Below are 18,120 nucleotides of genomic sequence, written 5' to 3' on the forward strand. Positions count from 1 at the left end.
TGCATGTTTTATACCAATTGTGAACCTTTTCTGCAAAAATGTGGGATCTCCACTTTTTTCAGTAAAGTGTATGCTTTATACCAATTGTTCACCTTTCACGCAAAAATGTGGGAACTCTATCGTTTTCGGTGGATTACGCATTTAGTGCAGATTTGGGACTTTTTCTGTAAAAGCTAAAAAAATTTTCCAAAAATTGCAAAATTTTTTTTCTAAATCAAACTTTTTTTACCTTATAAAGAAGAGCAGAAAATTTTACTTTAAGGAGAAATTTATGAACCCACAAAAATTTACAGAAACCCAATCGAGTTTGCTTATTCCGGCAAAATACATGGACGAGTTCAATAGAAGAACGACGGGTTTTTCGAGACGAAAATATTTGCACGCATTGCTGAACAGATACAGAAATGTGATTCTTTGGGGGACTTTTGAGAAAATGGATAGAGTAAAGAAAGCGTATCAAGAAGTCGGGCAAAATTTGCAGAAGAAGAATTTTACCCCGAATAACGATGACTGGATTGAATTGGGGATTCTTGCAGATTGGCTTGGCACCACGAAGACCGCTCTTTTTACTCTTCTGTTAGTGCTTGACCTTGCCGAATGGGACATAATTCTTCCAAGCCGATTCTTCGAGAATGGAGTTCCCTCCCCGGTAACCACGATTGCGGGTGGAGCTTACCTTTCCAAGAGAAAAACAACCCGCTACAACAGACTAAAACGACACAAACCCGACGAAAAGAAAAGAACACCCTAAAAACAAATCGAAAGAAAATAGTAGGATAATTTATCTTTTACAAAAGATTGAAATAAAATAGTTTCGATTTCGGGACTATACGTGAAAGAAAAAATAGTATCAGACTTGCTTAAAGGAATTTTAGAAAAAAACAGAAGAGTTTTATCTAAGTCCATTACATTAGTAGAAAGCACATCTGAAAAAGACAAAAATATATCTGAGCTTTTACTATCCAATTTACCACTTATTTCAAGGGCAACATTTAGAATAGGGATTAGCGGTACGCCTGGAGTAGGAAAGTCCACTTTTATCGAAAGTTTTGGTTTGTATTTAATTTCGCAAGGTTTGCAAGTCGCAGTGCTCGCAGTAGATCCCAGTTCTCCAATTACGGGGGGGAGTATTTTGGGAGATAAAACAAGAATGGTAAATTTGTCGAATCACCCGAATTCTTTTATTCGACCTTCGCCTTCTGGGGGGAGTCTTGGGGGAGTTGCTCGAAAAACAAAGGACGTGATTTCTCTTTGTGAAGCTTTTGGTTTTGATGTAGTGCTTGTTGAGACTGTAGGCGTTGGCCAATCAGAGGTTGCTGTTTGTGATATTACGGATATATTTATACTTTTATTGCAACCGGGAGCAGGGGATGAATTGCAGGGGATCAAGAAAGGTATAATGGAAATTGCCGATATCATAGCAATAAATAAAAGCGATGGCAAAAATAAAATCTCGGCAGAAATTACAAAGTCTGAAATTCAATCTGCATTATCCTTTACTCATCCAAAGAATTCATTTTGGAAGACCCCCGTTCATTTAATTAGTTCTATTGAAAATACCGGATTAGAAGAAGTTTGGACTGATATAAAAGATTTTTTTGAAAAATCGAAAGATTTGATTTTTATAAAAAGAAAAGAGCAAACAGAAAAATGGTTTTGGGCATCGATAGAGGAATTAATATTTTCAAAACTTACAGAAATCAAAACAAAACAAGAATCAATAGAAATTCTCAATCTGTACAAAGCAAATGTAATTTCTCATCAAAAAGCAATAGAGAATATCCTGTCTTTTCTTAAGTCTGAAATTTAGAAAGTTTAGTCTTGACTGAACTGACTAAATAAAAAGAATTGGAAAAAAGTTAAATTTAGCATGAACAAGAAACACAGTATTCAATCGTCATCGAAGTTGATTTCTATAGAAGAAGTTGAGTTTATCGAAAAGTGCGGGGTAATTTATGAAAAAAAAATCGGCCTGCCCCGAATTGCAGGGAAAATTATTGGGTTTCTGTTAATTTCAGACCCTTTGGAGCAGAATTTAAGCGAAATACAAAAAACTTTGAAAGTAAGCAAGGCGTCTGTTAGTAACATGATGCGGATTATAGAAAAGGTCGGGTTTATCGAGAAGATAACACTACCCGGAGAGCGAACAGCTTTCTATAGAATGGCTTCTCTGAATGAAGAATTCTTACGCAGTTCAGTTGACGATAACAGAGAATTCAGGAAATTGATGGAGGTTGGTTTAAAAGTTGTCAAAAAAAAACAATCCCATCTACAGCTAAGAATAAAAGAGTGGCATAGTTTTTATAAGTTTGCAGAAGAAAAGTTTCCAAGCCTTTTTCGGCAATGGTTAAAAAAAAGAAAAGCAAGTTTAAAGATTTAGAAAGTTTAGTCTTGACTGAACTAATTAAATAAAAAATATGTAATGAAAGTAGGAAATAGATTATGAAAAAAATAGTTTTTCTATACTTGTCAATTTTTATACTATGGAATTGTGCAAGCTCAACTGCGGGGATTGCTACCAGCAATATTCCTATCTCAAACAAAAGATACAAAGTAATTTCTCCTATTGAGGAGCAGTTGTCATGGTATAGTTTTGATATTGGAATTCTTGGCATTCCTTTTAAAAAGCCTCCTATAGATGAAATGATTTCTAAAATATTGAAAGATAAAAATGCGGATGCTTTGGTAAATATTAGATATTGGACTGATAAAACTATTATTTTATTTCTCACCAGAAGCCGTTTTGGGTTAAATGCAGAAGCAATTAAATTTGAAGAAGAAGTATTGCCACCAGTCAATGAAAAAAAGAAGCGTTAGTTTCCTTCTAATAGCACAGCTATTTTTTGCAAGTTGCATGGGAGGAGGATATTCTCGCGATATTTCTATAACTCCTTCTGCAACTGTAATACGTACTGATAATTATAAAATTCTCGGAAAATCAGAAGGTCGTTCTTCTGTATTTTTTCTTTTCAATCTTTTCCCTGTGACGAACCCTTTGAATATAGAATACGCTTTAAGTCAAGCCGTGCAAAAAATCCCGGGTGGTCAATCAATGGTGAATATTAAAATATGGCACGAGACCCAATATTATTTCCCACTTGGCAGAGTTCATATTGTGAATGTAGAGGGAGATGTTGTGAGTTTTGAAACGTCCCCCATTCAGGAAATACTCCCTGATAAAAAAGACCCAACGAAAAAACAAAAACTTCCTGATGGCGGGATAAAGGTAGGGAATGAAAAACCTCCGGCAGGTGGAATTACGGTAGGGGGAAAGTAATTTGGCCATGAAGTTTTTTATAGCAATTTTTTTGACTCTATTCGCATGGAATTGTGCAATTGACAATACTGTAGATTCTTTTGATGCACAAAGTCAAGTAAATGCAGCCGTGCAGTTTAAAGTAGATAAATGCAATGAAGAAGAAAAAAAGAATCACCCAAGCTCCAATATAACTTACTTTCCTCCACAACCTTGGTTGTATATAGTCAACAATCCGATAAGAAGAAATTTGGATTTATGTACGATAGCAATTACAAAATCAGAATGCCCATTTTTAAACTATCCATTAATTTGTATGTATATTTATCAAAAGAAAGAGGTTGGGAAATTCCCGAATATTATATTCAATGAATTTATTAAATTTAAGATTAAATAGAATGTTGTCAGGTACGATCCTTCTTCGGCCTGTATTATTTTTCATTGGATTACTCTTTTTTATATCTTCAGATATTTTTGCAGTTTCTTTTCGAGCAAGACTTTACAGTCAAGTGAATAGCAAAGGCGATGGGCCTTTCTCTGTAATGATTTTTGAGACCAAGAAATTTTATCAAGCCAATGCGGATGGTTATTTTGAGGCAGAGGTGCCTTCTTTCGGCACTTATACTTTTAGAATTTTACGCCCTACAGGAATGCAAGAAATCAAAAAATCTATTACCTTGGAAGATGAGCTTGTTACTATTTATACGGATAAAAAAGAAATTCCAAAAGGTGCAATCCAAGTTCAAGGAGATAAAGAAAAAACCGTAGTCTCTCGTTACAAAGTGCGTTATGACGAAATCCAAAGGATGCCCGGTACTTTTGGTGAGCCTTTAAAAGGCTTAGAAACTTTACCTGGTATCACTCCAAACCCGGGTGTCGGTCCCGGTGCAAATTCTTTAATTGTTCGTGGAGCAGATCCGGATTGGAATACATATTTATACGATGACCTTCCTATACTCTATCCTTTTCATTGGGATGGTTTGACTTCGGTGATTCACGGAAATCTAATCAAGTCTATAGATCTTTACACAGGTGCGTTTCCAGCAAATTACAATAACGCTCTGGGTGGTGTGATTGAAATTGAAACTGTAGACAAGGTAGAAAAGAAAACCGGTTCAGCGAAAATGTCTCTTTGGAATGCAAATGCAATGTACCAAACTCCAATTTTTGATGGGAAGGGGTACTTGGCAGTGGCTACACAGGTTGGGTATTTAGACAAGACTATCGGTGCATCGGGACTTGTTCCTGAAGGAATCCGACTTCCGAGATTTACAGACTCACAAGTAAAGTTTGTGTACAATATCAATCCAGAAAACCAACTTTCGTTTACCTTCCTTCACGCGAAAGACGATTTTGCTGCAAGTATAGAAGCAAAATCATCCGATGACCCTACAAGCTCCATGCAAGCTCTATCTGGTGCCAAGATTTCGGCAGGACAGGGTTTTAGAACCATGGGGCTAAGACATATATGGACACCGGGAACTAAGTTTACAAACAGATTTACTCTTATTAATTTTGAGCCTTTTATTGATACTAATTTTTCTTTCGGTCAATACAAAAGCCTCCTTACAGCAAAAGTCCCGTACACAGGTGTGAGGCAGGATGCGACTTGGGATGCAATGAAAATTCTAAAAGTAGAATTTGGCACTGAAGCCCGGGTTGTTTCTGCCAATGCGGGGGGTGAGGGTTTAAGAGTAAAGGATCCTACAAATCCTTCGCCCAATCCCTACGATACTACAAACCCGGCTTTTGAAAAAATGCCTTTGAATGTTAGAAGACACACACAATACTATAATTCTTATCTTACATTTAAGTTTAAATTGGGAAATTTTGAATTTACGCCCGGTGCAAGATACGACTACATTTATGCAGTAAAACAAGGTGCACTCGGTCCAAGAGCTACAATTTCTTATAAATTTGACAATATCGGAAAAGGTTTGACTCTTTTTGGTGGAAGCGGGGAATACGCCAGATTCAGTTATTTCTCTCCTGCCTACAATAAAGACTCGGGGAATTTAGATATAGGATTTGAGAAAGCCAGAAAATCCAGTGTGGGAGCTGAACAGCAGCTAACTTCCGAGTGGTTAGTAAAAGCAGAAGTGTTCAAGAATGAATTTTATAATATTATAATCGACGACCCTTATATTTCAGATCCTATAGGTATGAATCCTGATAAGGGGCAGTGGTTGACAAAACCGGTAGTTAGAAACAGACCCAGAAATTATTCCAATAGCGGGGATGGTTGGTCACATGGGTATGAGTTATTAATCAAGAAAACAAATAAGCAAGGAAGTAGAGATTGGTTTGGCTGGATTTCTTATACATGGACTCAATCTTTTCGTAACAACAATCTGTATCAACAGTACGAGGGAGAAAATACTGTGTATACTGCCGACGAAAAAAGACTATTGGCTTCTGTTTATAAAAATTCAAAAGAAACTATTGCGAGTTTTGACAGAACCCATGTTATCAATATAATTTATGGTTGGAGAGTTTCTGAAGATTGGCAAGTAGGGGGACGCTGGACATACCTCACTCAACGTCCGATTGATCCGGTGGTAGGAGATGATGGAGGACAGTTTGCAAACCCAGCTAACAATCAAATTTTTTGGAATCCAAAATTTTCCAATAATCCTTACTCGGCAGAGTATAAAAATTCCAGAAGATTAAAACCTTATCATAGATTAGATATTCGGATAGATAAATTTTATAATTACGAGTGGGGGTATTTGAGTATTTATTTTGAAATCATAAATTTGTATATAAGAAAGAATGTGGATGGAGAGAACTTCGATCCTACAAGACCGTATTCCAGAACCAATCCAAGTCCTTCTCCTACCTTTGGAACTTTAGAAGTCGGCAAGACTGTGATTCCATTTTTTAATATTGGAATGGAGGCGAGGTTTTGAAAAAAATCATTCTGTTACTTTTCATATTTATAATTTTCCAATTTCAGTGCAAAACGAAAGAGTCTGATTATGAAAAAAAATACAATACTCGTGTACTGTTAAGCTATCTTATTCTTCCACCTCCTCTTCCTCTGGACGCTTGTATTCATTCTTACCAGACAGCAGAAAATTGCTTAAAAAATTCTACAGAATTTCCTCTATCTCCATATCCGGTAAATGAAACTACGCTTGTAACAATACTAAATCAATCGTCTGTGAATCCAACGTATTCTTCACTTTGTACAAAAATACTTTCTTCTGCAAATTTTAAAAATTACACAGAAAGAGGAAAAGAATGTATAATGAATTGCAATCAGTCGTATTGGCAATTAAGAATTGATACCAACTTGTGTACAGAAAAATTTACAGTCCAAATTAATTCTTCTTTAACGGGACCTAACTCTTGCTATGCCAATTGTTTTAAAACTTCAAATAACGACAGGAGTATAAAACAATTGGAATGAATTTTACGATTTACAAAAAAGAGATAGAAACCTGTACAAATAATATTAGGTCATATTTTTAAATTTTATGGTAAGGATAGAAAATGGAAACTTTAGTTGATTTAGGGGAGATAACGGTATTTATAGTGATGCTTATTGCAAGTATTGTTGCAGTTGCGGTAGGTATAGAAAGAACTATTGTATTTAAAAGAAATACTAAGGGAAGCGACTCTATCTTAAAAGATGTAATCCCGAAAATCAGGAGTAAGGATATACAAGGTGCAGAAGAAATTGTGAAGGCATCGTCGCATAACGTCTATTCCAGATTTACAGAATTCTCTTTAGAGCATTACAAAACTGGGCACGATGGATTATCCGAGCTAATGACCGGTAAGATGATCGAGGAAAAAATCAGCTTAGAAAAAAGACTGCCTATTCTAAACACTCTTGGAAATAACGCTCCCTTTATTGGGCTGTTAGGAACAGTGTTTGGAGTAATTAAAGCATTTCACGGACTCGGCACAATGGGAAATGCTGGGTCAGAGGTAGTGATGAGAAGTATTTCTACGGCTTTACTTGCGACTGCAGCAGGTCTATTCGTTGCTATACCTGTAGTGATGGTGAATAATTATTTTTCCAGAAAAGTGAAAGTGATTTTACAAACCTTAGAAATTCTCTCTAACGAATTTTTAGCAAGTCATTCCAATTCAAAAAAAAGAGGGTAGTGCAATGGCAATGCAATCAGGTTCAGACGAAGAAGAAATCGGCAATATCAATATCACCCCGATGGTGGACATCATCTTGGTGTTACTCGTAATCTTTATGGTGACAGCCAATTTTCTGAAAAAGGAATCTATCAACATCAATCTTCCCAAAGTAGGTGCATCCGATCCTAATGTGGCACAATCCGTACAAGTGGCACTAACCAAAGACGGAAAGATTCTTCTTGAAGGACAAGAGGTAAACGAACAAAAACTTATGTCCACTCTAACCAGAGACTCAAAGTACAGACCCAATATGAGGGTAACTCTTTCGGCAGACGAAAGACTTAGCTATGGCACAATTGCAAAGCTAATGGGAGTAATCAGAAAATCAGGAGTTAATAGAATCGCTCTATCAGTAAAAAAATGAGAACGATGCATATAGCAAACGATAAAATTCATCTTATATTGCAGTTAATAAAAAAAACAGATCTATTTAAGTTATGTATTTTTCTTTCCCTGTTTTTACACCTATCTGGATTTTTGGCGTATTATATTGCTACCTTGCCTGTAGATATAAGCTCTGACGATTTAAAAATCGAAAACATAGAGGTTGATTTTAATGAGATCCCTCCTGAATTGATTGGAGGCAAGTCCAGTCCGGCACCTGTAGAAAAACAAGAGTGGGTAGAAGGAAAAAATAAAAACGCAGACGACCCAAGCGACGAAGATATAAATCCAAACGCAGTTTCAGGAAATGGTACGGATAAAGACGGGTATTTATTTTCTTATAATGGAGACAAACAACCGACCCCGATAATAGATTTTGATTTGAAACAATTTTTTCCGGCACAAGCCAAGGCAGCCAACATTACAAGTAAGACTGTAGTCGTTCTGATCCAAGTAGAAGAAGATGGAAAGTTAACTAGTGCTAAAATTGTATCTGGAAAAGCAGGTTACGGATTTGACGAGGCTGCAATAAAAATTGTAAACATGGCGAGATTTTCACCCGGATACTTGGGAGGAAAGCCCGTCAAGATGAGTCACAGACTCCCGATTAGTTTTGTATTGGATGATTGAGGGAGAATTTTAAGTAAACTTCAATCCAATTTTATTTTTTCCGTCTTCAGTTGGCTTAACCCAAACAACTCTGGCTGTTTTGTTTTGAAAATTCAAACTATTTCTATCATGAAAAACAATATTCAAAACATCGTCCACCTTATGTTGTGAGTTTGTAACAAAACAAAGCCCGTCTAAACTAACGTCAAATGTCTGGCATAGATGGAATTCTTCTTCTGGCAAGGCAGGGCTTTCAGTGCTACCTAAAACAGAATAGGAAATATTCCAATTCACTTCGATCCGAATTTTATTTCTTCTGTCATTTCCGTAAATACAAATCTGATCTTTCCCATTGGCTTTGGAGAGATACATTGCTTTATCAGCTTTTATAAAAAGCTCATCTTTGCTTTCTGTGTCCTTTGGGTATTCTGAAATTCCGCAACTAAATGAAACAGACTCTCCGTGGAAGTTTTCTTTTTTTAATTCTTCTTTAATTCTGTGCATTACTATATAAGAATTTTCAGAATTGGAATCAGGCATGATGACTACAAACTCTTCTCCACCATATCTGCAAACAATATCTTCTCTACGAAGATTTTTTTTAACGATAGAAGCTGCAGATTTTAAAACATTGTCACCTTCTACATGTCCATAAGTATCATTAAAATATTTAAAATTGTCTATGTCGAGCACGCAAAGTGAAATCACTCCTTTTCTTCTTCTGGCACGATTGATTTCATTTTGAATTATTTCTTCGTAGTATCTTCTGTTGTAAACTCCGGTCAGTGCATCTATCAGAGCACTTTTTAGAGTTTTTTCGTAAATTTTTATTTCAATAATTTTTGGATTTGCTAACTTTTTATTTTCAGTAATAAAATAATTCAACATAGCTGCCCGAAAACTGAAAGGAGTACCGAGTAGTTTAGAACAAGAGTTTTTGTATTCTATGATTTGATTCCAGAGATTTTTTGCGATTTCTTCCGAATCCATTTCAATGCTTACTAGTACTTTAAATAGTTCTGTATAGATTTTCCTTTCTGAGTTTTCCTCACTCAGTGTTTGCAATTTTTGGATAATAAAATCTTCGTTATTTGCGTCTTCGTCTAATATATTTATGATTTCTTTTTCCATAGTACCCGAAGTTAAGTTTGTATCAGAGTCCGACTGCCTTTTTAATTGAATTTGAGGATTTTTTTCATCTTTGAAATATGAGATATTCAAGGTAACATTTCCGAAATCTCTTTTTTCTATAATTGTACCCGAACGCACAAATCTTACTCGCCAATATCTTGAATTCTATTTACCAAAATCCTATGAAACTAAATTTTATGTCAACTGAAATTGAAATTTTTTATAAATCTTTTCTTGCCAATTCAGGTATTTTGTTTTATCATATCACAAAATAGTCTAAAACAGGTATTTTATGAAAAAATTTCTATTTGGAATTACTCTCTTTCTAATTTTAGCTGCACCGGGGTTTTCTATTCCTACTCCACCCGAATTTGAAGAATTAGTAAAGAACTCCGATTTTATTGCAAAGTCAAAACTGACGAATGTAAGACAAAATAAACTTGGGAAAAACACTATTTCAGTCGGTGCTGAAGTGGAAATCCTTAAATTGTATAAATCTAAAGGAAGTATTCCAAACAAACTGAACATTGCCTTTATTATTTTTCCAGAGTATTTTGGAAAATGGCTAAGAGAAGCTCCTCCAGAAGGAGAATATATTATTTTTTATATTAAAAAAAAGGTGAAAGACAGTTCAGGAAAAGAAGGAGAGATAATCACTCTTTTTGAGCCTCACCCTTTTGCTTTTAAAGAATATTCTGAAGAAACTGAAAAAAGAATACTAAACTTATCAAAATAATTTATAAGGAGAATACAATATGAAGCATATACTATTAGTCGTAATTTTTCTTACTGGCTCAATCCAAGCACAAGGATTTGATCCAAGGTCTGTAAAAGTTAGGTTGAAACCAGATTCCCCGGAGCTTGTAGCCTCATTAAAAGAAGCCAATCCAAATAGGGCAAGGCATAGAAATCTTTCTTCAAAATTAGATTTAACCGAGTTAATGCCCCCAGTAGGGAATCAAGGCTCTCAAGGAAGTTGTGTTGCTTGGTCAACTGCCTATGCAGCTAAATCTTATCAAGAGTACCTTGAAAGAAAAGATAAAGTTTCTTCGTGGAAACTTATTACTGACAAGCAAACTCCAAACTACAATGCAATTTTTTCACCTGCATTTATCTACAACCAAATCAATGGTGGGAAAGACGATGGCTCTGCTATTTCTGATGCAATGAGTTTAATAGTTGATAAAGGTGCCGCCACTTGGGATAAAATGCCCTACAATGAAAAAGATTTCAAAACTCAACCAACTATTGAGATTCTAAAAAGTGCAAGTCAATACAAAGCCAAAGAATTTATGAAGGTAAGATACAACGAACCGGATGAGATCAAAGCTCAACTTGCAAAAGGAAGGCCAGTTGTAGTTGGAGTAATAATTTATGAAAATTTTTACAACTTAAAAGGAAAGGACGTTTACAACAAATCAGGCGGGGCTGCACTTGGAGGTCATGCAATCACTATAGTCGGTTATGACGACTCCAACCAAACTTTTAAATTTATCAATTCTTGGTCACAGTATTGGGGAGACAAAGGATATGGTTATATAGACTATAAGTGGCTTGCCAGAGTTTGTCAGGCGGCTTATGTGATGGTAGATGAAATTGATCCGAACATCGCCTCTGATTCTTCATCTGAAAAAACTCCAGATTCTACTTCACAAAACGAAAAACCTGGTCAAGAAGATGAACCCCAAGAATTATCGGCTCCGGAGGAAATTCAAGCTACAAATGGTATATATTCTCAAAAAATTGTACTAACTTGGAGTGGGGTAAAAGGTGCAGTAGGGTATGAAATCCACAGACAAGGTGCTGGAGATTCCAAATACACAAAAATAGGGCTATCTCATACTACCAATTTTGAAGATACAGGAGTGAATAATGATATTTCTTATAATTACAAAATTGCCTCTATTGGAGAATATAAGATTTCAGAGCCAAGCGAAGGATACGCGGTAGGGTATGCGAAAGAAACAAAATCCGACATTCCTCCAAAAATTGTTGGACTTTTTGCAACTGACGCAAAATTCCACGATAGGATTGTTTTAGAATGGGAGCCATTAGAAAATGTGACAGGATATCAAATATTCAAATGGAACTCCTCTTCAAAATCGTATAAGTCAATAGGTAAGACAAATAAAACGTATTTTGAAGATACCTCTGCTAAAAAAAATGGGGGGAGCGAAACTTATACAGTTGCCGGGTTAAACAATAATAAAACTGGAATTCTATCCGATGCAGCCGTAGGAAAAACTTCTATTGCAAGAAAACCAGCACCACCTGAAAAATTGCAAGCCTCAAGAGGAATCTATAAAGACAAAGTGGTTTTACAGTGGCAAAAGGTAAATAGCGCATCTCAGTATATTGTGTATCGCTATATATACGGAAAAAACAAATGGGAAAGATTGAATAGCGTAACCAATGAAATGTTTGAAGATACAAAGGCATCTAACAAAAAAACGTACTACTCTGTTGCCGCTATCAGCAAGGAGGGTTTGTGGAGTAATTTTTCCAGGTATGCCCTTGGTTTCACGGATCCAAAATCAAAACGAGCCGGGTTGAAACTTGAGCCTCCAAAAGATCTGCAAGCAAACTTGGATAAAAAAACAAAAACAGTGAAACTAACATGGAAAGGTGTAGATAAATCTAATGAGTACAGTGTTTGGCAGAAAAAACAAGGTGAGTCTGGTTGGTCCCCGTTTAAAACACTAACCAACAAAGAAACGAGTGTTAGTTTTTCTCTCCCTGAGGAAAATACTCTATTTTTATATACAGTTACATCAAAACCTGAATTGGGTGAAGAAAGCGAAAAATCCAATTTGGTTAGTGCAGTGTATTCTACTCCTAAGCAACACGCAAGAAAAAGGGCATTTGGCGGGGATTCTAAACTTGAAAAATTTAAAGGTACTTGGACTGCAATGCAATGGGATGGAAAATCTCAAGTGAAGAACGTAATCATTGAAATAGAGCCTATTGACGATAACACTGCTTACAATATCAAAGTTGATAAGAAAAAGGTCTTTTCAGGAAAATATATTCAGGACTCTCCTGTTTTAGATATTAATGGAAAATTAAAAGTTACACTTTCTTCAAATGAGGATTCACTAACTGTAGATATGCAGGATAAGTCTATTGTAAACGGGAAAGGGGAGTTGTCTTTTCTAAAAGAATAATCATTTCTTTAAAAAATAATATTTAAAAAGCGGTTCTGTTTTCAGAATCGCTGTTTTTTTATAGCAATGTTTTAAATATTTATTCAAATAAAATATATGGAAAATAATTTAGGTAGATTTTTAATCGCCCAGAAAAATGATTTTAAATGGCGTACCTGCAAAAAGTCGTTTTTTGAAAAAGCAATTGTTCAAAAAGCCAATAAAAGCTCCATTTTCTAGCGTTGTAAAAAGCCCTGAAAGGGGTTTTTGCAGTAGCGTCATAAAACTATTAACTGAGTTCAACTGAATGATTCTTTTTTAAAAAACTATCTTGCCTTCATGGAATCGGGTTGACCTGTATTTGCAAGTGTAGCCCTCCATAGAGTACTTCTTTCAGGATAGAGTACTTTTCTTTCACTCGTGGCAACATGAATCGGTAGATTTGTAAATACGTTATTCCATATTCCTACTACCATTCCTGTTTTTCCTGCCATTCCTGCGTGAACTGCATTTTGTGCTAAAAATCCACAGAAAACGGAGTCTTCTGAATTGGCAGGAATGCTTCTTATGATATAACTTGGATCGATATATTTTAAATTGATTGGGATATTTTCTTTTTTAAAATATTTAGATATTTCTTCTTTTAGAAAAATTCCGATGTCGTTTAATTTTTTATTTCCTGAAGCGTCTGTTCCTGTAGAGCCTTCAAAAAACTTCTGCCCTGCGCCCTCTGCGGTTACAATTACTGCATGACCTCTTTTTAAAATTCGGTCTTTGAGTACAGAAAAAAATGCACCTTCTCCTTCCAAGTCAAAATCTTTTTCAGGAATTAAAACAAAATTCACATCTCTGGAAGCGAGTGCCGCATTGACTGCGATAAAGCCCGAATGTCGTCCCATGAGTTTGACAAGACCGATTCCATTGGGTGCACCTTTGGCTTCCACGTGTGCAGAGTCGATTGCATCAATTGCTTTAGAAAATGCAGTAGAAAAACCAAAAGTTTTCTGAATCATGTTTATGTCGTTGTCGATTGTTTTTGGAATTCCGATTACTGAGATTGCTTCATTTCTTTTTTTAATTTCTTCGTGGATTGCCTGTGCTCCTCTGAGAGTACCATCTCCACCGATACAAAATAAAATTTTCACACCGTAAAGAGAAAGAAAATCAACCATATCTTCTACATTTTGATTTCCCCTCGAGGAAGACAGAAAAGAACCTCCTTCTTTATTTACGCGAGCCACTAATTCAGGAGTTAGCTCTATGGGTTTGTGCCCGTATTTTTTCACTAAACCTTCATACCCGTATTGAAATCCAAGAATTCTTTGCACTCCGTATCTATAGTGCAGTTCCATGACTAAACCTTGGATTACGTTATTGATACCCGGACAAAGCCCGCCACAGGTAACAACCCCTGCCGTTACCATTTTTGGGTCAAAAAAAATTTTTTCGTAAGGGCCGGATTGTTCAAAAAAAACAGGATCTTTTGCAAACTGAGCTTCTTCATCAGGAGATTCATAAACTGCTCGAAAAATTACAGACGCATTTTCTTTTGTGTAAAACTCATACCCTGCCGGGTTAGGAATCTTACATTCGCCCAGGTTCTCAATAGTATATTTCATCAAATCCCCTTCTTTTCAGTCTCAAACTCACAAAGATAACTATAAATGTAAACTGATTTTTTAGTAGATTTTTTTTTGTGAATATAATAATAATGTCTTTTTGGAGCAGAAATCTTTAGGATAATGGAAATTGAAAACATCTATTTTTAAAAAAGTCATACTTTGTGTAGGTTTTCTGACAGCTTGGTCTGTGACGAATTCCCAAGACATAGCATTCCATGATGTTGGATTTTTTAAAGATCCGTATTTTAATTTTTCGTTATTAGCTCCATCGTATAGGATTGAGGAAAAGGATCCAAATTTTTACGCAATCTCTATCCCTTTCAAATTTCCTGCTGAGGCAGCTTTAGTTCCAGAGTTAAATAGGCTCAACTACCAACAAATGCCTCCTTTAAGTGCATCGTCTGATTTTCCTTTCTTAGGGCTTTCACAAAATGTATTTACTATTTCTGATTATGTGTCCGGCTCTACAAGCTGGAAGATTGCAAGTTATGAAAACAATCAAATGAATTCAGGCGATTTAATGAAGAAAGACCTTTATTCTAGAATGCCGGCACTTTGGCAAAACAACTCATCTCCTCTCGTGAATACGAGACCGGGTGCAGTGTTTATGGTACTAAAGAAAAACATGGGATTGAATTTTGATCTTTCTATTCGACTTATGGGAAGAGAGTCCGGTCACGTCGCAGCAGAGTCTCTTGGTACAGGACTAACATTTTCTTATAGGTTAGCCAACAATCTATTCAAGCATTTTGAGAACTCCAGTTTTAATTTCTTCTTAGGATTGTCCGGTTTACAAAAATTAGATGATAGGACATTAGCTTTTTTAAAGCAGGAATTAACCGTAAATGGTAAGGCAAAGTCTATGTATGTTAATCCGGGTTTTTCCTTAGCTACAAGAAATATGATTCTTGAAGGTACTTTTCAACTTCCGGTGTATCAAAATACAAACATAGGTGATGTTGATACTCTCTGGAAGTATGAGTATCAGGGAAGGCTTGGGATGAAGTGGTATTTACCTGAATTTATCAAGCCGTAACTTTCTAAATTCCTTCATCTGGACCCGGCACGTAAAAAGTTTCTTCTGCACTCAAAATAATTCCTGTTTTTGCATCAATCATTCTGCAATTGATATCAATTCCTTGACCGCTGTAGCTAATCATCCCTGTTACGATAGCGTCTAACTTCAATATTTCACCGATTTTTTTTACAACAGAAATATCCATAGCTCCATTTATGGAAACTTTATTATCTTGGAGTATTTTTTCATACATTAGTCTGTCTAAAATTTTCATACTCCCTTTTTTGACTAATTCGGTCGTCACCTTTTCGGCGATAATTTTCCCTAATTTGTGTGGTTGGCCGTTTGTGAAAGTAAAAGAGACTACAATTAGTTTCAAAGGAGGATTTTGGTTGTAATTTTTAGAAAGAGTCTCTGCAATTTTTTCCATCGGAGAAGGAGGGTTTGGGTCTATATAGGCAAGAGAAGTCTTTTTTTTATCTCCAAGACAATAACTAAAAAAAATAAGACACAGGGTAGTGTAAGATATTTGCTGCATATACTTTGAGATGTTTATATTAAAAATATTTTTATTCATTTTTTAAAGTTAAAAAATAATTATTAGTTTATCTTTTCAGGTCAAGATAAATTTGTATTTTGAAAATGGATTTATGACGCTACTGCAAAAACCTTAAAACGGGGTTTTTTATAAAATGAATACAGGGATAATGAAAAATATCGATACAAAATCCGTAATTATTACCGGAGCGAGCAGTGGGATCGGCGAAGGTCTTGCGTGGGAATTTGCCAAGCTCGGATACAACTTGGGACTGGCCGCAAGAAATATTGATAAATTAGACAAAATAAAATCAAAGATTCATACACAATTCCCTGAAATTTTAGTCGAAACTGCCAAATTAGACGTTATGCAATATGATAGTGTAGAAAAAGTGATCACTTCTTTAGACAGAAGGCTTTCTAATTCTACTGAGATTCTCATTGCAAATTCAGGGATCGCCGGCTCTAAAGAATCAGGAATCGGCAAGTTCGAAGACAATAGAAAAGTAATAGAAACAAATTTATTGGGGGCAATTGCCACTATTGATGCGGGTTTAAGTTTTTTTAAACCACGAAAAAAAGGGACGATAGTCGGAATTTCATCTGTTGCCGGTTTTAGAGGGTTGCCGGGGAGTGCTGCTTACTCTTCTTCAAAAGCTGGGCTTTCTACATATCTTGAATCACTTAGAGGGGAAGTTAGGCGCTATGGGATCCATGTGTGCTGTATTCATCCGGGATTTATAGACACTCCGATTAAAAACAAAAAACGAGCCTTCGAGATTTCGGTAGAAAAAGGCTCTTCACTGATTGCGAGTGCGATTTTAAAGAAAAAGAAATCGTCAACTATTCCTTGGTTTCCTTGGGCTATGGTAGGATTTGCAATGAGAAATATTCCTGAATGGATTTGGTCGAGGGTCTCAACAAAATGAAGAAAAAAATTTTATTTGTATGTCTTGGAAATATTTGTCGGTCTCCCGCAGCAGAAGGGGCGTTTAAGCATTTGATTAAATCGAAAAATTTAGAGCACATGTTTGAAATCGACTCTTGCGGGACAGCCGGTTATCATATTGGAGAACTCCCTCACTCGACTACGAGGGAAGTTTCAAGAAAAAGAGGGATACAATTAGACCACAGGTGTAGGAAATTTGATTTAAAAGATTTTGACTATTTTGATTTTATTCTTGTGATGGACGATTCAAATTACAATGATGTAATCGCTAAAACAAAAAATACTCTCCACCAAAAAAAAGTAATAAAATTCAGAAAGTTTGATGAAGGAGTGAGTGGCTCGCCTGACGTACCAGACCCGTATTACGGAGGAATAGACGGATTTGAAGAAGTTCAAGATATTGTGAGCAGGTCATCTGAAGGATTTTTAAATTGGATACTGAAAGAGTTCAAAGAATTATCAAATAGGTAAAAGATTTTTCAAATATCCCAAAAGAAGAAATCCAAGTATTCGATAAATTTTCTATACTGCAAAAAGTAAAAATAAAGAATAAAGAATATAGTATAAAAAAAGTTATTTCCCAAGACATGGGAGAATCGGAGTTAGACGGGCTGAACGTCTTACGAAGCAAAACGCCTAACGTCCCAAAAGCCTTTGGAACTATTTCGGATAGAGGAGAATACTTTATTGTATTGGAATACATAGAAAATATTCCATTACAAGATTCAGACTCAATATACGAGACTCTACTTCCAGTGTATTCCTGCCAAGGAGAATACTGGGGCTGGAAGATGAATAATTATGTAGGTAATCTCTTACAAAAAAATTCTATTCACAGGGATTTTACTTCTTATTTTTTGCAAGATAGAATAGAACCTCTTCTCTTTATGGGCTCAGAAAAAGATTGGATAGACTTTGCTTTTAAAAAGAGCATTCTTTCTTTAATAGAAAAAAAATCTATTGAGTGGGGGCTTGGGGAAACTACTCCACGGCTCATCCAAGGTGATTTATGGTCAGGAAATTTTTTACAAAACAAAAACAATAAAGTATTCCTGATCGATCCTTCGGTTTCCTACGGTCACCCGGAACAAGATTTTGCTATGGCGCATTTATTTGGTGGAGTTCCCACAAACTGGATTCATCCTATTTCAAAAAAATTAGGAATAGAAGAAGGATTTTCAGAGAGACTTCTTTTTTGGCAGATATATCCACTACTTGTTCATTTACGATTGTTCGGAGGGAGTTATTTGGAATCACTAAAACATGCGGTTAGGCGCTATTTGTAACCAAAATAGTATTGTAAGAAAACTTCA

The 18,120-nt window shown here is 35.7% G+C and carries 20 protein-coding genes; 17 read left to right on the forward strand and 3 right to left on the reverse strand.

All coding sequences use genetic code 11. The features are described from left to right. The first annotated feature begins 271 nt into the window (after positions 1-271). The 11 genes from HS129_16190 to HS129_16240 all read left to right on the forward strand — a co-directional run bounded on the left by HS129_16190 (position 272) and on the right by HS129_16240 (position 8,428). A complete protein-coding gene (locus tag HS129_16190; protein ID MBE7413575.1) occupies positions 272-751 on the forward strand; it encodes a DUF1564 family protein in 480 nt (159 codons plus the stop codon). Between the two features lie 81 nt (positions 752-832). Continuing rightward, entirely contained in the window at positions 833-1,810 is a 978-nt protein-coding gene (meaB, locus tag HS129_16195; GenBank protein ID MBE7413576.1) for a methylmalonyl Co-A mutase-associated GTPase MeaB, read from the forward strand. A gap of 60 nt (positions 1,811-1,870) precedes the next feature. Next, positions 1,871-2,380 carry a hypothetical protein gene (locus tag HS129_16200; protein ID MBE7413577.1) on the forward strand — a complete coding sequence of 170 codons (510 nt, stop codon included), beginning with the start codon at positions 1,871-1,873 and terminating at the stop codon, positions 2,378-2,380. 62 nt (positions 2,381-2,442) lie between these two features. Further along, positions 2,443-2,817, forward strand: coding sequence for a hypothetical protein (locus HS129_16205; protein ID MBE7413578.1), 375 nt, complete (start codon positions 2,443-2,445; stop codon positions 2,815-2,817). Beyond that, positions 2,798-3,277 carry a hypothetical protein gene (locus HS129_16210; protein MBE7413579.1) on the forward strand — a complete coding sequence of 160 codons (480 nt, stop codon included), beginning with the start codon at positions 2,798-2,800 and terminating at the stop codon, positions 3,275-3,277. Before HS129_16205 ends, HS129_16210 begins: the two co-directional genes overlap by 20 nt. Before the next feature lie 7 nt (positions 3,278-3,284). Beyond that, entirely contained in the window at positions 3,285-3,653 is a 369-nt protein-coding gene (locus HS129_16215; GenBank protein MBE7413580.1) for a hypothetical protein, read from the forward strand. 16 nt (positions 3,654-3,669) lie between these two features. Continuing rightward, positions 3,670-6,165 (forward strand): TonB-dependent receptor plug domain-containing protein, encoded by a 2,496-nt coding sequence (locus HS129_16220; GenBank protein ID MBE7413581.1) that lies wholly within the window; start codon positions 3,670-3,672, stop codon positions 6,163-6,165. Further along, entirely contained in the window at positions 6,162-6,668 is a 507-nt protein-coding gene (locus tag HS129_16225) for a hypothetical protein (protein ID MBE7413582.1), read from the forward strand. Before HS129_16220 ends, HS129_16225 begins: the two co-directional genes overlap by 4 nt. A gap of 83 nt (positions 6,669-6,751) precedes the next feature. Then, positions 6,752-7,372, forward strand: a complete 621-nt coding sequence (locus tag HS129_16230; GenBank protein MBE7413583.1) for a MotA/TolQ/ExbB proton channel family protein — start codon at positions 6,752-6,754, stop codon at positions 7,370-7,372. A 4-nt stretch (positions 7,373-7,376) separates the two neighbouring features. Next, complete coding sequence (locus tag HS129_16235; GenBank protein MBE7413584.1) at positions 7,377-7,778, forward strand: biopolymer transporter ExbD; 402 nt, start codon at positions 7,377-7,379, stop codon at positions 7,776-7,778. Beyond that, on the forward strand, positions 7,775-8,428 hold the full coding sequence (locus tag HS129_16240; GenBank protein MBE7413585.1) for an energy transducer TonB: 654 nt from the start codon (positions 7,775-7,777) through the stop codon (positions 8,426-8,428). Before HS129_16235 ends, HS129_16240 begins: the two co-directional genes overlap by 4 nt. A gap of 9 nt (positions 8,429-8,437) precedes the next feature. On the opposite strand, the gene HS129_16245 is transcribed toward HS129_16240, so the two are convergent. Then, positions 8,438-9,676: a diguanylate cyclase gene (locus tag HS129_16245; GenBank protein ID MBE7413586.1), complete on the reverse strand. Its 1,239-nt coding sequence runs from the start codon at positions 9,674-9,676 to the stop codon at positions 8,438-8,440. A gap of 154 nt (positions 9,677-9,830) precedes the next feature. Here HS129_16245 and HS129_16250 point away from each other — a divergent pair, with 154 nt between their 5' ends. Beyond that, the gene (locus HS129_16250; protein ID MBE7413587.1) at positions 9,831-10,274 is read left to right on the forward strand and encodes a hypothetical protein; all 444 of its coding nucleotides are present in this window, start codon (positions 9,831-9,833) and stop codon (positions 10,272-10,274) included. A gap of 103 nt (positions 10,275-10,377) precedes the next feature. Beyond that, the gene (locus HS129_16255) at positions 10,378-12,702 is read left to right on the forward strand and encodes a C39 family peptidase (protein ID MBE7413588.1); all 2,325 of its coding nucleotides are present in this window, start codon (positions 10,378-10,380) and stop codon (positions 12,700-12,702) included. Between the two features lie 305 nt (positions 12,703-13,007). On the opposite strand, the gene HS129_16260 is transcribed toward HS129_16255, so the two are convergent. Then, entirely contained in the window at positions 13,008-14,300 is a 1,293-nt protein-coding gene (locus HS129_16260) for an ATP-dependent 6-phosphofructokinase (protein ID MBE7413589.1), read from the reverse strand. Between the two features lie 130 nt (positions 14,301-14,430). Between HS129_16260 and HS129_16265 the strand changes: the two genes are divergently transcribed. Beyond that, a complete protein-coding gene (locus tag HS129_16265; GenBank protein ID MBE7413590.1) occupies positions 14,431-15,339 on the forward strand; it encodes a hypothetical protein in 909 nt (302 codons plus the stop codon). A 4-nt stretch (positions 15,340-15,343) separates the two neighbouring features. On the opposite strand, the gene HS129_16270 is transcribed toward HS129_16265, so the two are convergent. Then, the gene (locus HS129_16270; protein MBE7413591.1) at positions 15,344-15,859 is read right to left on the reverse strand and encodes a hypothetical protein; all 516 of its coding nucleotides are present in this window, start codon (positions 15,857-15,859) and stop codon (positions 15,344-15,346) included. A 169-nt stretch (positions 15,860-16,028) separates the two neighbouring features. On the opposite strand from HS129_16270, the gene HS129_16275 reads away from it, so the two are divergent. From HS129_16275 to HS129_16285, 3 genes are all read left to right on the forward strand, one after another. Beyond that, positions 16,029-16,787, forward strand: coding sequence for an SDR family NAD(P)-dependent oxidoreductase (locus tag HS129_16275; GenBank protein ID MBE7413592.1), 759 nt, complete (start codon positions 16,029-16,031; stop codon positions 16,785-16,787). After that, positions 16,757-17,278, forward strand: a complete 522-nt coding sequence (locus tag HS129_16280) for a low molecular weight phosphotyrosine protein phosphatase (protein ID MBE7413593.1) — start codon at positions 16,757-16,759, stop codon at positions 17,276-17,278. The genes HS129_16275 and HS129_16280 overlap by 31 nt, the downstream gene beginning before the upstream one ends. Before the next feature lie 116 nt (positions 17,279-17,394). Next, positions 17,395-18,093 (forward strand): fructosamine kinase family protein, encoded by a 699-nt coding sequence (locus HS129_16285; GenBank protein MBE7413594.1) that lies wholly within the window; start codon positions 17,395-17,397, stop codon positions 18,091-18,093. Positions 18,094-18,120: the final 27 nt, after the last annotated feature.

It is taken from the genome of Leptospiraceae bacterium, from assembly GCA_015075105.1.
Lineage (GTDB): Bacteria > Spirochaetota > Leptospiria > Leptospirales > Leptospiraceae > JABWCC01.

Coding starts and splice junctions, on each gene's coding strand:
- HS129_16260 (MBE7413589.1), bottom strand. CDS start 14,300: ATGAAATATACTATTGAGAACCTGGGCGAATGTAAGATTCCTAACCCG.
- HS129_16235 (MBE7413584.1), top strand. CDS start 7,377: ATGGCAATGCAATCAGGTTCAGACGAAGAAGAAATCGGCAATATCAAT.
- HS129_16230 (MBE7413583.1), top strand. CDS start 6,752: ATGGAAACTTTAGTTGATTTAGGGGAGATAACGGTATTTATAGTGATG.
- HS129_16215 (MBE7413580.1), top strand. CDS start 3,285: ATGAAGTTTTTTATAGCAATTTTTTTGACTCTATTCGCATGGAATTGT.
- HS129_16240 (MBE7413585.1), top strand. CDS start 7,775: ATGAGAACGATGCATATAGCAAACGATAAAATTCATCTTATATTGCAG.
- HS129_16250 (MBE7413587.1), top strand. CDS start 9,831: ATGAAAAAATTTCTATTTGGAATTACTCTCTTTCTAATTTTAGCTGCA.
- HS129_16200 (MBE7413577.1), top strand. CDS start 1,871: ATGAACAAGAAACACAGTATTCAATCGTCATCGAAGTTGATTTCTATA.
- HS129_16275 (MBE7413592.1), top strand. CDS start 16,029: ATGAAAAATATCGATACAAAATCCGTAATTATTACCGGAGCGAGCAGT.
- HS129_16280 (MBE7413593.1), top strand. CDS start 16,757: ATGGATTTGGTCGAGGGTCTCAACAAAATGAAGAAAAAAATTTTATTT.
- HS129_16210 (MBE7413579.1), top strand. CDS start 2,798: ATGAAAAAAAGAAGCGTTAGTTTCCTTCTAATAGCACAGCTATTTTTT.
- HS129_16270 (MBE7413591.1), bottom strand. CDS start 15,859: ATGCAGCAAATATCTTACACTACCCTGTGTCTTATTTTTTTTAGTTAT.
- HS129_16190 (MBE7413575.1), top strand. CDS start 272: ATGAACCCACAAAAATTTACAGAAACCCAATCGAGTTTGCTTATTCCG.
- HS129_16205 (MBE7413578.1), top strand. CDS start 2,443: ATGAAAAAAATAGTTTTTCTATACTTGTCAATTTTTATACTATGGAAT.
- HS129_16285 (MBE7413594.1), top strand. CDS start 17,395: ATGGGAGAATCGGAGTTAGACGGGCTGAACGTCTTACGAAGCAAAACG.